This window comes from Streptomyces sp. NPDC059850 (genome assembly GCF_042731515.1).
Classification (GTDB): domain Bacteria; phylum Actinomycetota; class Actinomycetes; order Streptomycetales; family Streptomycetaceae; genus Streptomyces.
Genome location: NZ_JBHWJI010000006.1, coordinates 88902 through 103630, shown reverse-complemented (window position 1 = coordinate 103630; position 14729 = coordinate 88902). Strand labels below are relative to the sequence as shown.

The following is a 14729-nucleotide window of genomic DNA, read 5'->3' as shown; positions in this document are numbered from 1 at the left end:
TTCTATGGCCATGCAACTGCTGCCCTTCGGCGATGCCCTACTGGACCGCGTGATCGAACTCGCGGACCTGCCCTGGAGCCGACAGGCCTACGAGGACGCCTTCGCACGCAACGGCTGGTGTGCGGGCGAGGACCCCGACGAGCCGGGCGTGGCCTGGGAAGAGCCCTGGTGGATCAGTGGCGAGGAAGGCGTGGACGACTGGTGGCTCCTGCTCGGTGAACCCCCCGGATGCCGCCGCGACCCGGACCCCACCGTGGTCTGCGCCCACTCCGACTGCCGCACGGGCTGCTTCGTCGAACACCCCTTCGCGTACTTCACCGACCCGGTGGACCCCAAGGAATGGGACAACGAGTTCGGCCCCTTCCACAGCCGCCGGGACGTGACCCCCGAGGCCACGGCCGAGGACTTCGAGGCCCAGTACCAACGGGTATCCGACCTACTCACCACCCGCCTGGGCCCCCCGCTCCCCGAGGGCACGTACCAGCTCCCCGACGACGAGGAGACCGTGCACAAGTACCTGGCGTGGGAGCGCGGCAACTCCTGGGTGGCACTGCTCACGGCCGAGGACCTGATCACATACGGCGCCTACGACCGCGCGGCCATCCACATCCGCCCCAAAACCTGATCCCGCCGCCGACACCTGCCGCTGCGTAGGCTGCCGCCATGGGACTGGATCTCACCGTGGTCATGGCCGACTGGGAACGGCTCCGCGCGTTGCCCGTCGAGGAGCGCATCGCGGCGCTGGACGACGCCCTCTGGCCGACCGGTCTCGACGGCGGCCTCGACAGCGCGGACGGCGCGGGCGACGGGTGGGTCTGGCCGCCGGGACAGGGGGCAGCGTGGTGTGCCGAGTACCGCTTCTTCTGCACCACCGGCTCCTACGGGTGGCACAGTCGCGCAGGTGATGCGTGGGACGACATGCGGGCGCTCGCCGACGCCTCGCTGCGCGAGGTGATGGACCACTTCCTCAACGGCCTGATCTGGGACGAGGACCCGGACGAGGACCCCATGCTGACCGGCGGTGGGGGCTTCTTCCCGCCCGCCACCGACCGCTGGCGGCGCAACCTGCTCCTCGTCTGCCCGCCAGAGGTGACGCGCGCCAAGGCCCTCGCCTGGGAGCGGGCGGCGCCGCGTCTGGAGAAGCTGCGCGGCCCCTTCGCCGCGGAGTGCGAGGGCTGGGCCGGACGCCCGGACACCTACGAGGCGTTCAGCGTCCTCATCCGCGAATGGGGCGACGTCGTAACGGAGGCCGCCCGCCACGGCTGGGGCCTGATCGGCCTGCCGGAGTGAGCCCGCGATCCGTCTTCGTCAGAGGGCGATCAGGCCCGCCCCCGACTCCCTGAAGCCGCAGGCGTCGACGTAGAACGAGCGCAGGTGCTCCTCGAAGTCGACGTGCAGCCACTCGCACTTCGCGGCGCGGGCCTCCTTGGCCGCGGCCGCGACGAGGGCGGCTCCGATTCCTCTCGAACGGCGGTGGCGGGCGACCACCGTGTCGAGGAGGAAGGCGTGGGCTCCGCCGTCCCAGGCGACGTTGACGAAGCCGATCAGAGATGCGTCTTCCCGCGCGCAGACCCAGCCGAGGCTGTGACGTTCAAGGCGGGCTCTCCAGTCGGTCCGACCGACCGGGGAGCCGAAACCGTCGGCGTGCAGCGCGTTGAGGGAGGCGTTGTCGATGTCGCCTCGCCACTCGTACCGGATCGTCACGCCTGGATCCTAGTGTCCAGCCGGACTCCGGTACGCGGACAGCAGGTCGTCCGTGAGGCGGTCGGCCACCTCGGGGGCTTGGGAGCGTACGTAGTGGTGGCCGCCGGGGAAGTGGTGGACTCGGGTGTCGGCCGTTGTGTGGGTGCTCCATTCGTGCAGTGTCCCGGGGCCGACCATCGGGTCGTCGAGGCCGCCGAAGACGCTCAGCCGCGCGCGCAGCGGGGGGCGTGGCTGCCGGGTGTGTTGCAGCAGGGCCACCGCGTCCGCGAGGAACGGGGTGTAGACGGTGCGAGTGAGCGCGTCGTCGGTGGTGGGCTGCTCCCAGCCCATGACTTCGGTGATGGCGGCGATCCCGGAGCCGAGGTTGCGCGCGATGTGGTCGTCGAGGCCATCGCGACTAGGTGGCGGGACGGCGGACAGCGCGAGCAGGTCGGGTTCGGTGTGCGCCACCGCGCGGAGCCGGTGGGTGGCCTCGTAGGCGAGCAGCGCTCCGAAGCTGTGGCCGAAGACGGCGTAGAAGCCGTCGGCGGGTGGCCGGTGGCTGAGGTCCGTGGCGATGGCCTCCGCGATGCCGGTGGCCGCCCAGCCGACATCGGTGATCGACGGTTCCACGGCGCGGGTGCCGCGGCCCGGCAGGTCGACGGCGGCCAGGTCGAAGAGTTCGGAGAACGCGGCGACCCAGGGCAGGAAGAACTCCGACCCGGTGCCGGACGGCGGCACGCAGTAGAGCCGGATCCGCGCGGTCTGCCGTTCGGTGAGCCGGTTGAGCCGTGGGGCGGGGAACGGCGGGGGCGGGGTCATGCGGCGCCCCTCCTGACCCGCCCGAGCAGGCGTGGGGCGAGCTGCCGGACACCGGCCGCGGTGGCCAGTTCCATCGTCGGGACGACGCAGTCCAGCCTGCGCTGCAGCACGGAACTCAGCTCGGCCGCCATCAGCGACTCCAGGCCGAGCTGGTCGAGCCGGGTGTCCGGGTCGATCCGCTCCGGGGTGGTCTGCAGCACCGTGGCCAGCGCCGAGACCAGCACCTCGGTGACGATGCCCAGCGCCTCCGGCTCGGAAGCCGAGCGCACCAGCTCCGGGATGTTCCGGTCGGTGTCACGGGGATCGGCGTCCGGCGCGAGCAGCAGGTCGGTGAAGCGCGGGGCGGCGACGGCGGGGAGGAGCTTCGCGGTCTGCGCCCAGTCCGTGTTCCCCACCATGATGACGTCCACATCGGGATCGGTGATCAGCTCACCGAGGGCCCGGGTGGCGGTCGTGGAATCGAGTTCACCGAAACCGGCCTGCCGCATGGTGTCGACCATGCCCGCCCGGTCGGCGTAGCCGGTGTCGGAGATGGCGCACCACTGCACGGCGAGTGCGGGCAGCCCCGCGGCCCGGCGCTGCCGGATGATCGCCTCGCCTGCCAGGTTGCCCGCGGCGTAGGTGCTCTGCCGGAGGTTTCCGGCGAGGGCGGAGATGGAGCTGTAGAAGACGAAGAAGTCGAGTGGCCGGTCACGGGTGAGCCGGTCCAGATGTGACGTCCCGTCGAGTTTCGGGCTCACCACCGCGCGGGTGCGCTCATCGTCCAGTTCCACCGCGGTGGCGTCGTCGAGGACGTCGTCGAGCACCATGGCGGCGTTGATGACGCCCCGCAGCGGAGGGCCGGTGGCGTCGATGGCGGCCACCAGCTCCCGGACGGCCCCGGGGTCGCTGATATCGGTAGCGTAGGCGGTCCCCCGCACCCCCTCCTCGGCGAGGCGGGCGAGCACCGCGGCGGCCTCCGGGTGGGCGGCGCCACTGCGGGAGGCCAGCGCCAAGTGGCGCGCCCCGCACCGGGCCAGCCACACGGCGGTGGCCGCGCCGAACCCGCCCAGCCCGCCGGTGACGAGGTACGTGGCCGCCGGATCCAGTGCCATGGGCGGCCGCGGAACCCGTACGGGCACCGGCTCGGCGGGGTCGAGCGTGATGACGATCTTGCCGATGTGCCGGGAGTCCCGCAGGAGCGCCATGGCGTCGGCGATCTGGTGCGCCGGGTAGGTGAGATGCGGCAGCGGCCGGTACACCCCGGACGCCACGCGCTCGGCCAGTTCGGCGATCATCTGCCCGGCCACCGGGCCGTCGCCCTGGAGCAGACTGGTGAGGTCGACCCCGAAGAAGGAGAGGTCGCGGGAGAACGGCCGCAGGGCGAGCGCGTTGTCGGCGAGGATGTCGCGCTTCCCCAGCTCCACGAACCGGCCGTGCGGCCGCAGCAACTCCATGCCACGGCCCAGCGCCTCCCCCGCCACCGAGTTGAGCACCACGTCCACCCCGCGGCCCTCGGTGATCTCGCGGACCTCATCGGCGAAGCCGAGTCCGCGGGAGTCCAGTACGTGTTCGTAGCCGAGCAGGCGCAGCAGCTGCCGTTTGGCGGGGGTGCCCGCGGTGGCGATGACGGTGGCCCCGACGTGTTCGGCGTATCGCAGCGCGGCCAGGCCCACGCCACCGGCGGCGCCGTGTACGAGGATCGTCTCGCCCTGGCGGAGCCGGGCCAGGTAGTCGAGGCCGTAGTGCACCGTGGCGAAGACCGTCGGGATGGTCGCCGCCTCGGTGAACGGCATGCCCTCGGGGATCGGAACGGTGAGCCCGGCCCGGCAGCGCACCTGCGTGGTGAGGCTGCCGGATTGCGCGACCATCACCCGGTCGCCCACGGCCCGGTCGGTCACACCGGCACCGACGCGGATCACCACTCCGGCGCATTCGAGGCCCAGCAGCGGGGTTCCGGTGTCCGGTGTCTCGGCCATGGGCGGCACCAGTCCCCGGGAGACCATGATGTCGGCGTAGTTGAGCGCCGCCGCCCGCACCTCGATGACCACCTCTCCGGGGCCTGGTTCGGGCTCGGCCACGGCCGTCCACGCCGGTCCGTCGTCCGCCACGGCCAGGGCGAAGGGGCGGACGGTGCGGGTGGCGGGCGTGCGCTGGGTGATCCGCGGTGCGAAGCGCCCGCCCGCGGTGAGCACGACCTCGTCCTCCTCGGTGTCGGCGAGCAGCTCCGCGCAGACGTGTGCCGCGGTCGCACCGGGGGCCACCGCGACCCTGCGGACCTTCAGCAGGGGGTTTTCGCTGGTCAGGGTACGCGCCTGGGCCCAGGCGGCGGCCGGGGCGGGGCGTTCGGGGACCGCGGTGTGCGCACCGGGCGTCAGTACCCAGGCGCGCACCTCACGGCTCTCGGGCAGCGTCTGGCAGGCGGTGACCATCGCCCTCAGGATCGCCGCCTGCCGGACCACCAGGCCGGTGTCATCCGCTCCGGTGCCCTCCCCGGCCCCCTCCCCGAGCATGACCAGGATCCCGGTGCTCTCCTCGGTGTCGTTCAGCGCGGCGCCCCATCGCGCGGGGTCCCCCGAGGCGTCGACATGGCTCACCGAGCACCCCAGATCGCGCAGCCGCGCCGCGACGGCTGCGGGCAGGTCGTCGAGGCCGTCCGTCGCCACCAGGAAGTGGCCGGGTGTGGTGGGCGCGGCGGCCTCGGGCGTCGGCGCGGGCTGTTCGCGTTCGTCCCGGTCGGCGAAGAGCACCGAGCAGATGGGCTCCTCACCGAGCTGCACGACGTCGGCGAACCCGGTGGAGCGCAGCACCTCGGGCCACTGCTCACGGGCGAGCAGCGTGTCCTCGCGCAGGTCCGTGTCGGTGAACTCGGCCGCCGAGGTGAGCAGCCCGTAGCAGGGGGCGAAGAGGTCGTTGTCGTGAAACTCGGTGGCGAGCAACCGCCCGCCGCTGTCGAGGAGTTCGGCGACATGGCCGAGGGCCCGGCGCACATCGGTGGTGGCGTGCAGGACGTTGGCGGCGATGACCAGGTCGAAGGAGGCGGCGGTGAAGCCCTGTTCGGCGGGGTCCCGGTCCAGGTCCAGCGTCCGGTAGTCGAGGAACCGGTGGTCGGCGAACCGGTGGCGGGCCCGGGGGAAGAACGCGCTGGAGATGTCCGTGTAGACGTAACTGGCGCGGTCGGCGGGCAGCCGGGGCAGCAGCCAGGCGGTGGTGGACCCGGTACCGGCGCCGACCTCCAGGATCCGCAGCGGCCGGTCCTTGGGCCACGCCTCGACCAGTTCGGTGAGCAGTTCCCTGGCCGTCCGGTTCAGGTACTGGTGCGCCAGGGAGGTCGTGTAGTGCAGTTCGGCGAGGCGCTCGGTATCCGAGAACAGCAACCGCACCGGATCCACGTCTCCGGTGAGCACCCCGGCCAGCTGCGGACCGCACCGCGCGTACAGCAGCAGCTCCGGCGCCATGCCGGGGAAGTCCCGCAGCAGGTCGGCCAGGAGCCGGTCGGGTTCCGGGGCCCGGTCGAGCACACCTTCCCGCTCGGCGAGCGCCCGCAGCTTCTCGTACAGCGGCCGGTTGGCCGGCCGCGCGCCCTTCGCCTCCAGTTCAGCGAGCGCGGCCACCACGAAGTGGCCGGTCAGGTGGGTGACGCGGCGGACGAAGGCGCGGATGTCGTAGTGGCGGAACGCCACGGTCAGCGCCGCCACCTCGGCTGCCCGCGCGGCGGCGAGCGCGGTGGCCGTCGGCAGCCCGGCCGGGCCGGTGGCGCCGGGAAGCGGGGCGGCCCGCAGCGTGCTGACGACGCAGTCGACTCCGTTCGCCGCGCCCTTGTTCCGGCCTACCCGGACACCGTGCAACTCCATGGCCACGGTGCCATCCGGATCCGCGACGGTGATGTCCACCACCGCCTCGCGCAGCGACAGATCGCGCGCCCGGATCAGGGCCACGCCCCGGTCGGCGGGGGTCCGCCAGAACCGGACCCGCTCCAGCGCGGCGGGCAGGAACTGGTGGACCTGCCCGTTCTCGGCGTGCGGGAGCAACGCCCCGATGGACTGCAGCGTGGCGTCGATCAGGGCCGGGTGGGCGGCGAACTCCCGTACCCCCGAGGGGTTGGCGTAGTCGGCGAGCACCGTGTCATCGGCCACGGCGAGCCGTTGGACACCGCGGAACGCCTCCCCGTACGCCAGCTCGACCTGCCGCATCCGCGCGTAGTGGCGTTCCCCGGAGACCTCGGTCCGAGCGGCCTCGCGGAGGGCGACCACGTCCAGCGGCGCCGGTGGCCCGGTGTGCAGTCGGCGCACCCGCCCCCGGGCGTGTTCCTGCCAGTCCTCACCGCCCCGGCGGGAGGCCATCCGGGCCACCTCGCCGGAGAGGGAGGTCTGCACGGTGACGTCCATGTCCGGGTCGTCCCACGGCAGGACGAGCGCTTTGCCGATGTCCAGGCCGGTGACCTCGACCGGCCCCTCGTGGCCGGTTCGACGACCAGCCGCGAGCGCCATCTCCAGATACGCGGCGCCCGGCATCACCACCGCCCCGCTGACCCGGTGGTCGCCGATCCAGCCGTGCCGCGACGGCTCGACCCGTGTCTGCCAGGTGGGTTCCACGCTCGGCAGCCGGTCGCCGAGCAGCGGGTGTCCCGAATCCTCCCCGGCGCCCGGTCCCGCCGACCACCAGGTGGGGTCGCCGTTGACATGGTGTTCCCGCTGCCAGGGGTAGGCGGGCAGCGGTACGACCCGGCCGCGCACCGGGAACCAAGCGTCCCAGTCGGCGTCGGCCCCGGCCGCGAGCACGGCCGCGCAGGTGGTCCGTACCGCGGCCGCACCGGCCGACGCGCGGAACAGCGAGCCGACCGTGGTCACCGGCCGGTCCGCGGTGGCGCACTGCCTGCGCAGATAGCCGAGCAGCACCGGATGGGGGCCGATCTCCACGATCGTGCCGCAGCCGTGCTCGGCCACCAGCGTGGTGACGGCGGGGCCGAACAGCACCGGCTCCCGGATGTTGCGCCACCAGTATCCGGCGCCCAGCTCGGTGCCCGGCAGCGTGCCACCGGTGACGGTGGAGACGAACGCCGCGGTGCCGGACCGCGATGCCAGCCCGGCCAGTCCGGTGTGCAGCCGGTCCCGGATCGGGTCCATGGACCGGCTGTGGAAGGCGTAATCCAGATCCAGTTCCCGGAAGAACACACCGCGACGCAGCAACTCGTCGCCGAGCGCGGAAAGTTGTTCGGCGGACCCGGCCAGGGTCACATCGGTGGGGCTGTTCACCCCCGCCAGCTCCAGGTCCGCCCCCAGGCCCCGGTCGGCGATCAGCGCGGCGGCCTCGTCGGCGGAGAGCCCGACCGCCGCCATCCGCCCGCCACCCGCCGTGTCCGCCTGCGCGAGGCCGCGTTCGGCGATGACCCGACAGGCGGCCGCCAGGTCCAGTGCCCCACCGGCGTGTGCCGCGGCCACTTCGCCCACCGAGTGTCCCGCCACCGCGGCGGGCCGGATGCCACGCTCCCGCAGCAGCGCGGTCAGCCCGACCTGCACCGCGAACAGCAGCGGCTGGGCGATCTCCGTCCGGTGCAGCTCGGGCTCCGCGGACCGCAGCTCCGCCAGTACCGACCAGCCCAGATGCCCGGCCAGTTCGGCGTCCACCTCGGTGACGGCCGCGCGGAACACCGGTTCGGCGTCCAGCAGTTCCGCGCCCATGCCCGCCCACTGGGCGCCGTTGCCGGAGTACACGAACGCCACCGGCCCCGGGCTCGCGGCCGCCGCCGCGCCCCCGCCCACGGGAGTGCCCTCGGCGATCGTCTCCAGCAGCGCGGCGGCCCCGTCGGCGCTGTCCGCCAGTACGACGGCCCGTTCGCGGTGGTGTCCGCGCCGACGGCAGCTGGTGAAGGCGATGTCGTAGAACGCGTCGGTGGTGTCCCGGAGCCGGGCGGCGGTACGGGTGACCGCCTCGGTGAGCGCCTGCGGAGTGGCCGCCGAGACCACCACCGGCAGGGACGTCACCCCCGGCGACGGCGACGGGGGTACGGGGGGCACGGGCGGCGGGCCGAGGACGGCGTGTGCGTTGGCCCCGCCGAACCCGAACGAGTTGACCGCCAGCGCCCCCGGTGCCAAGGACCGTGGCGCGGTCACCGGTTCCAGGCCCAGCGTGGCGAAGTCGATGGCGGGGTTGAGCGGTTCGGCGTGCAGCGACGCCGGAATCACCCCGTGGCGCAGCATCAGTACGCACTTAAGCAGCCCGGCCATGCCCGCCCCGGACTCCAGGTGGCCCAGGTTCGACTTCACCGAGCCGATGGGCAGCGGAGTCTCCCGTCCCGCGCCGAACGCATGGCCCAGCGCCCGGCACTCGATCGGGTCGCCCGCCTGCGTACCGGTGCCGTGCGCCTCGACGTACGACACGTCCTCGGGGCGCACCCCGGCACGGTGGTGCACCTGGCGCATCAGCTGCTCCTGGGCCTGTGCGCTGGGCAGCGAGAGCCCGGGGGTGCGCCCGTCCGCGCCCGTTCCGGTGCCGAGGACCACGGCGTGCACGGTGTCCCCGTCCGCCCTGGCGTCGGCGAGGCGCTTGAGCACCACCACCCCGCCGCCCTCGGCGCGCACGTATCCGTCGGCATCCGCGGAGAAGGAGCGGCAACGGCCGCTCCGGGAGAGCATGGACGCCTTCGAGAACCCGATGAAGTCCCCCGGACTCAGCAGCAGGTTGATCCCGCACGCGAGAGCCACGCCGCCGTTTCCCTCACGCAGTTGTGCGCAGGCCTGGTGCAGGGCGACCAGGGAGGAGGAACAGGCGGTGTCCACCGCCATGGACGGCCCCCGCAGGTCGAACAGGTGCGAGATCCGGTTGGCGGTGTTGCAGAGCGCCGCCCCCGCCATGGTGTACGCCGTGATCGCCTCCGGGCGGGCGTACTGCAGCTGGCCGTAGTTGGCGTTGCTCACCCCGACGTAGACCCCGGAGTCCGATCCGGTGAGGGTCCCCGGGTCGATACCCGCGTCGTCGAGGGCTTCCCTGGCCATCTCCAGCAACAGCCGCTGCTGCGGGTCCATCCGGCTCGCCTCGCGGGGCGACAGCCCGAAGAACGCGGCGTCGAATCCGGTGATGTCCTCCAGGAATCCACCCGCCGCCGAGTACGCCTTGCCCGGCCGCCGTGGATCGGTGTCCACGAACCGGCGCGCGTCGAACCGGTCCGCCGGTATCTCACCGACCAGATCGTGCCCGGCCGCGAGTGCGGGCCACAGCCCCTCGGGCGCCGTGATGCCACCCGGCAACCGGCAACTGAGCCCGACGATGGCGATATCGCCGGACTGCTCCTCACGGGCGAACGAGGTGGGCGGTGTGGGCGGCGTGGAGATCATCTTTCGTGCCATCACTTCCGCCCCTACCCACGAAACTCCTGGTCAATCGGTCAGTGCTGAAGGGCCGCCAGGCCGTCCCCGAGAGCCGTCGCGACGGCTCCGGGGGCTTCCACCGGCAGCAGATGGCCGACGTCAGGGACCGTCGTCAGGGTCGCGTGCGGGATGTGCGGCAGGAGGTGGTCACGCAAGACGCCCGGCGGCTCCACGAGGTCGTTCTCCCCGGCCAGCACCGTCACCGGGACCTCGATGTCGTGCGCGGCGAGGGTGATGTCGTGCGCGATGCTGTGCAGGGGCCACTCCTGCCGGGCCTCGGGCCCCGCGGCGAGGCTGTCGCGCACCGCGGTGGCCCGCACCGCCGCGGGCAGTGGTGTGGCGGTCAGGACGTGGTCGAGGGCGTGCCGCACCGTCTCGGCCGAGTCGTAAGCGTGTGACAGGCCCTGCCGGTACTCCTCGGTCACCGTGGCGGGCGGCTGCGGCGGTGCGGGGGCGACGAGCACCAGGCCGACCAGCCCGGACGGCCTGCGGGCGGCGACGAGCTGGCTCACCTTGCCGCCCATCGAGTGGCCGACGAGGACGAACGGCCCCGGCACCCGCGTCCCGGCCACCCGGGCGAGATCGTCGGCGAGCTGGTCGAGGTGATACGGCCCGGGCAGCGCCCGCGAGGTGCCCCAGCCGCGCTGGTCGTAGCGGACCGTCGCCTGTGTGGGCGGCAGGTGTCCGAGCACACCGTTCCAGGTGTCCGCGGAGCCGCCCCAATAGTGGACGAACACCAGCGTCGGCCCCGTGTGGCCCCCCGTGCGCACATCGAGGGACCCGCCCGCCACGGGAACCGTCCTTGTCTTTTCCGTCATCATCGCGCCTTTCCTGTGGGCTTCGGAAGGCGGCTCCCGCCGTCCGTAAGATGCAGCCCCGACGGTAGGCGGGGGCATGCCCGCCCCTTGGCGGAAAGGAACGCATTCCTTGTGGAAAACGGACACGGCGCCGTGCGGCAACTGCGCTACCTGCCCGCCGTCGGATCGGCGTACGGGGTGGAGACGCTCACCTTCGCCGCGCTGCGTGCGATGGACGTCCACCAGCGTCGCGTCCAGCCGCAACGCCCCGACTTCCATGTGTTCGCGCTGGTCGGCTCCGGAGCCGGCGCCCATGAGGCGGACTTTCACGACTACCGGCTGGGGGAAGGCAGCGCCGTGTGGATCCGGCCGGGCATGGTGCACCGCTGGAGCGACATCGACGGCTGCGACGGCCCGCTGATCCTCTTCCGGCCCGGTGCTCTGCACGGCTTCACCACCGCGGAGGCCAGCACACCGGTGTGCTGGCAGCTGGACCGGCAACGCCTGCCCCTCGCGCTGCTCGCGGCCGACCACCTCGGCCACGAGCACGGCGCGGCGGTGCACACGCCACGCCTGGCGTCCCCCGCGCTGCTCTCCCACCTGCTGGCGGCCCTGATCCTGCGCGCGCTCCCCGACACCCCTGCCGCAACCGGCGCGACACGGTCCGGCGGCCCCCGCGCCGAGGTGTTTCGCGTCTACCGGGCCAGCGTCGAAGAGCACTTCACCGACTGGCACCACGTGGCCGACTACGCGCGGGCACTCGGCTACGACGTGCGCACCCTCACCCGGGCAACGCACGCCGCCGCCGGTACCGGCGCCAAGGAATTCCTCGACCAGCGCATCCTGCTGGAAGCCAAGAGACTGCTGGCCCACACCGATGTGCCGGTCCGCAGTTGCGCCCGGCGCCTCGGCTTCCGGGACGTCGGCAACTTCACCGCGTTCTTCCGACGCCAGGTCAACACTCCCCCGGCTGCCTGGCGCGCCGCGTACAGCACAGCCGGTGCACGCGGCGTCTGACCCGCGTCGCCACCAGGTCCGCGGTCCGGAGCACCCATTGCACGGGATCCGTGGCCGGAGTATCTCCATGGAGATCGCTACCGGCGGATGGTGGCGGCTGCGGGCGCCGGGTCGGGCTCGGCCGAGCCAGGCCCGCTGCGCCCGAGCCGGTGGAACGCACGGTTGAAGTAGACGAGGCTCTGGCCGTCCGCCCGGGTACGGATGCGGTCGATGGTGGCGAAGAGCACGCTGTGGGTGCCCATCGGGACCGTGTGCGTGATCGTGCCGGTCGCGGTCACCAGGGCGTCCTTGAGGACCGGGACCTCCTGGGTGGGGTCCCAGATGTCCCAGGTGAAGCGCTCCGCCATGGACACCTTCGTGGCACCGGCGAAGTGCAGGGCCAGGTCCTGCTGTTCGCCACCGAGGACGTTCACACAGACCCGGCCGTTGGCCCGGAACACATCGTGCATGGCGCTGCCCCGGTTGACGCAGACCAGGACGGTCGGCGGGTCGTCGGTGACGGAGCAGACGGCGCTCACGGTGATACCGCAGCGGCCGTTCGGGCCGTCCGTCGTCAGGATGTTGACAGCCGCCGGGAGGTGCGCCATCGCCTCCCGGAAATCGGCCTGGCTGGGGTTCTGACTGGGGATCCGACTGGGGGTCACAGCGGTGCCGCTCCTCTCCGTCTCCTGCGGACCATCAGCGCATGTACAGGCCGCCGTTGGCGTCCCAGCACGCTCCGGTGACCGTGTCCGCGTGTTCCGCGGCGAGGAGTACGGCCATGTCCGCGATGAACTCGGGCCGCCCGAGCCGCCCCACGGGAATCGACTCCTCGATGCGGGCGAGCTGGTCCGGCGGCATCAGCTCGCGCACGATGGGCAGATCCTGCGCTCCTGGGGCGATCGCGTTGACCGTCACCCCCTGCGGGCCGAGTTCGCGGGCGAAGACCTTGGTCAGGGTGGTCACCGCGCCCTTGGCGGCCGCGTAGTGGCCACCGGTGCCCGAGCCGCCGTTCTGACCGGCGAGGGAGGCGATGTTGACGATCCGTCCATGGCCGCGCCCGGCGAAGTAGGCGCCGAAGACCTGGCAGCCGAAGAACGTGCCGTCGAGGTTGGACGAGATGACCGAGCCGAAGCTGTCGGGGGTGATCTCCATCAGTGGCTCGACCTTGGAGTGCCCGGCGTTGTTGACCAGGACGTGGACGGTGTCCCAGCGCTCGACGAGCTGGTCACGGACGCGGACGAAGGCGTCCTTGTCGCGCACGTCGAGCCCGAGGCCGATGGCCTTCCGCCCGGTCGGGTCGAGGTCCGCCGCGGCCTTGATGGCGGCCGCCTCGTCCAGGTCGGTCAGGGCGACGCGGTAGCCCGCGGCGTACATCCGGCCCGCGATGCAGGCGCCGAGCCCACGGGCCGCGCCCGTGACGAGGGCGACACGTCCGGCGGCCGGGGTCATCGGGTGGCCTCCGGCTCCGGCAGCGGGCGGCCGACGCGCGCCTCGATCTTCATGTAGCGCCACAGCCCGTACTCGCCGACCTGGACGGTGCGGAAGAGGTTGCAGGCCTCGGCGACCGTGGGCTGGTCGGCCACGTCGGCGAGGACGTACGAGGTCCACGGCCAGGAGCCGGAGGGGCCGACCATGTGCTGGTCGTCGTCCATGGTGCCGAGGACGGTCACCCCGGGCAGCTCGCGCAGCCGGGTGAGCATGGTCATGAAGCCGTCCCAGACCATCTTTCCCTGGCCGGTGGGCAGGTCGAAGAAGTTCTGGTTGACACCGATACAGAAGAGCACGCGCAGGGGCGCGGGAGTGGCATCCGCCATGGGGCACGTTCCTTTGTTTCTGGTGGAGTTGGTGTTCTACAGGAAGCCGGGGAAGGGCTGGACGCCCATGAGCACGGCCCCCGCGCCGTCGTACATGCCCTCCTGGAGGAAGGCGTGCTGCGGGACCACCGAGGCGTCGCGGAGATAGCGCTGCATAGGGCTGCCGTCGGCGATGGCGGCGATGCCGCTGAGCTGGTACGCGGCCCGGACGACCTCGAAGGACGCCTTCGCGAGATGGGTGGAGGCGAGCCGTAGCAGTGCGATCTGCCGGGCGCTCGCGTGGCCGACCGCCCGCACCGTGTCCCAGGTCTCCTCGGTGGCCTCGTAGAAGAAGGCGCGCGCGGAGCGGAGTTGGGCTTCGGCCTGGCCGACGGCGATGCGGTAGGTGGCGCGTTCGGCGGGCTTCGGGGCGCCGGTGTAGCCCGCGCGGCCCCCGGCGGCGATGGCCTGGTCGAGCGCGGCGCGCGCCACGCCGAGGCCGACGACGGCCAGGACCTGGGCGGCGTACGGGACGGTCGGATAGTGGTACAGCGCCTCGTCCACGGTGGGTTCGCCACCGCGTACGAACGTCCACTCCTCGGGGACGATCGCGCCGTCCACCACCAGGTCGTGGCTGCCGGTGCCGCGCAGGCCGACGACGTCCCAGTTCTCGGCGATCCGCACCTGCCCGGGCCGCAGCACGGCGGTCAGCGGTCGGCCGGTGGTGTCCTCACCGGCCTTGATGCCCACGCCCAGGACATCCGCGCCGGTGCAGCCGCTGGCGAACTTCCACCGGCCGCTGACCCGGTAGCCGCCCTCGACGCGCTCGGCGGGTTGCACCGGGAAGAGTCCCCCGGCGAAGACCACATCGGGGCCGTCGGCGTACAGCTCGGCCTGGGTCTCCAGTGGCAGCGCGGCCAGGTAGACGAGGGACGAGCCGAAACTGGCGACCCAGCCCGCCGAGCCGTCGACGGCCGATATCCGTTCGATGAGCGAGAGGAATCGTGCGGGTGGAAGGGCGTCACCACCGAATCGCTTCGGTGTGCTCGCCCGGTAGATGCCCGCGCTCTTGAACGCGTCGATCACATCCCGTGGGACATGCCGTTTCTCCTCGAATTCCGGCTGCCGTTCGGCCACCACGGCCAGCACTTCGTCGATGTGGGTCATGTCCGTGGTCGTGTCCGGGGAATCCAGCGACTGCGTCATGGACGATGCTCCTCGCGTAGCCCGGCGGTTGCCTCCCCCGCCTGGCGACGACGCTACGCCCGGCAACGGGCCCTCTGCCATGG

11 protein-coding genes are annotated in these 14729 nt (G+C 72.5%); 3 read left to right on the top strand and 8 right to left on the bottom strand.

Annotated elements, in window-relative coordinates:
- The first annotated feature begins 4 nt into the window (after positions 1-4).
- Both ACFV9T_RS07075 and ACFV9T_RS07070 read left to right on the top strand, forming a co-directional pair.
- The gene (locus ACFV9T_RS07075; protein WP_385437252.1) at positions 5-625 is read left to right on the top strand and encodes a hypothetical protein; all 621 of its coding nucleotides are present in this window, start codon (positions 5-7) and stop codon (positions 623-625) included.
- 38 nt (positions 626-663) lie between these two features.
- Positions 664-1290 (top strand): hypothetical protein, encoded by a 627-nt coding sequence (locus ACFV9T_RS07070; RefSeq protein ID WP_385437251.1) that lies wholly within the window; start codon positions 664-666, stop codon positions 1288-1290.
- An 18-nt stretch (positions 1291-1308) separates the two neighbouring features.
- Here the strand turns inward: ACFV9T_RS07070 and ACFV9T_RS07065 are convergent, their stop codons facing one another.
- From ACFV9T_RS07065 to ACFV9T_RS07050, 4 genes are read right to left on the bottom strand one after another with little or no spacing between them, the layout of a single operon-like run.
- On the bottom strand, positions 1309-1704 hold the full coding sequence (locus tag ACFV9T_RS07065; protein ID WP_385437249.1) for a GNAT family N-acetyltransferase: 396 nt from the start codon (positions 1702-1704) through the stop codon (positions 1309-1311).
- A 9-nt stretch (positions 1705-1713) separates the two neighbouring features.
- Positions 1714-2505 carry a thioesterase II family protein gene (locus ACFV9T_RS07060; protein ID WP_385437247.1) on the bottom strand — a complete coding sequence of 264 codons (792 nt, stop codon included), beginning with the start codon at positions 2503-2505 and terminating at the stop codon, positions 1714-1716.
- Positions 2502-9830 carry an SDR family NAD(P)-dependent oxidoreductase gene (locus ACFV9T_RS07055; RefSeq protein ID WP_385437245.1) on the bottom strand — a complete coding sequence of 2443 codons (7329 nt, stop codon included), beginning with the start codon at positions 9828-9830 and terminating at the stop codon, positions 2502-2504. The genes ACFV9T_RS07060 and ACFV9T_RS07055 overlap by 4 nt, the downstream gene beginning before the upstream one ends.
- A 38-nt stretch (positions 9831-9868) precedes the next feature.
- Positions 9869-10672, bottom strand: a complete 804-nt coding sequence (locus tag ACFV9T_RS07050; RefSeq protein ID WP_385437244.1) for an alpha/beta fold hydrolase — start codon at positions 10670-10672, stop codon at positions 9869-9871.
- A gap of 108 nt (positions 10673-10780) precedes the next feature.
- Between ACFV9T_RS07050 and ACFV9T_RS07045 the strand changes: the two genes are divergently transcribed.
- Positions 10781-11665 carry a helix-turn-helix domain-containing protein gene (locus tag ACFV9T_RS07045; protein WP_385437243.1) on the top strand — a complete coding sequence of 295 codons (885 nt, stop codon included), beginning with the start codon at positions 10781-10783 and terminating at the stop codon, positions 11663-11665.
- 77 nt (positions 11666-11742) lie between these two features.
- Here the strand turns inward: ACFV9T_RS07045 and ACFV9T_RS07040 are convergent, their stop codons facing one another.
- From ACFV9T_RS07040 to ACFV9T_RS07025, 4 genes are read right to left on the bottom strand one after another with little or no spacing between them, the layout of a single operon-like run.
- Positions 11743-12309, bottom strand: coding sequence for a flavin reductase (locus ACFV9T_RS07040; protein ID WP_385437242.1), 567 nt, complete (start codon positions 12307-12309; stop codon positions 11743-11745).
- A 34-nt stretch (positions 12310-12343) separates the two neighbouring features.
- Positions 12344-13096 (bottom strand): SDR family NAD(P)-dependent oxidoreductase, encoded by a 753-nt coding sequence (locus tag ACFV9T_RS07035; protein WP_385437240.1) that lies wholly within the window; start codon positions 13094-13096, stop codon positions 12344-12346.
- Positions 13093-13461 (bottom strand): hypothetical protein, encoded by a 369-nt coding sequence (locus ACFV9T_RS07030; protein WP_385437239.1) that lies wholly within the window; start codon positions 13459-13461, stop codon positions 13093-13095. Before ACFV9T_RS07030 ends, ACFV9T_RS07035 begins: the two co-directional genes overlap by 4 nt.
- 36 nt (positions 13462-13497) lie before the next feature.
- Entirely contained in the window at positions 13498-14646 is a 1149-nt protein-coding gene (locus ACFV9T_RS07025; protein WP_385437238.1) for an acyl-CoA dehydrogenase family protein, read from the bottom strand.
- Positions 14647-14729 lie beyond the last annotated feature (83 nt).

What these genes read in the sequence shown, in the direction of transcription:
- ACFV9T_RS07035 (WP_385437240.1), bottom strand. Translation starts at nt 13,096, where the DNA reads ATGACCCCGGCCGCCGGACGTGTCGCCCTCGTCACGGGCGCGGCCCGT.
- ACFV9T_RS07030 (WP_385437239.1), bottom strand. Translation starts at nt 13,461, where the DNA reads ATGGCGGATGCCACTCCCGCGCCCCTGCGCGTGCTCTTCTGTATCGGT.
- ACFV9T_RS07055 (WP_385437245.1), bottom strand. Translation starts at nt 9,830, where the DNA reads ATGGCACGAAAGATGATCTCCACGCCGCCCACACCGCCCACCTCGTTC.
- ACFV9T_RS07060 (WP_385437247.1), bottom strand. Translation starts at nt 2,505, where the DNA reads ATGACCCCGCCCCCGCCGTTCCCCGCCCCACGGCTCAACCGGCTCACC.
- ACFV9T_RS07070 (WP_385437251.1), top strand. Translation starts at nt 664, where the DNA reads ATGGGACTGGATCTCACCGTGGTCATGGCCGACTGGGAACGGCTCCGC.
- ACFV9T_RS07025 (WP_385437238.1), bottom strand. Translation starts at nt 14,646, where the DNA reads ATGACGCAGTCGCTGGATTCCCCGGACACGACCACGGACATGACCCAC.
- ACFV9T_RS07075 (WP_385437252.1), top strand. Translation starts at nt 5, where the DNA reads ATGGCCATGCAACTGCTGCCCTTCGGCGATGCCCTACTGGACCGCGTG.
- ACFV9T_RS07050 (WP_385437244.1), bottom strand. Translation starts at nt 10,672, where the DNA reads ATGATGACGGAAAAGACAAGGACGGTTCCCGTGGCGGGCGGGTCCCTC.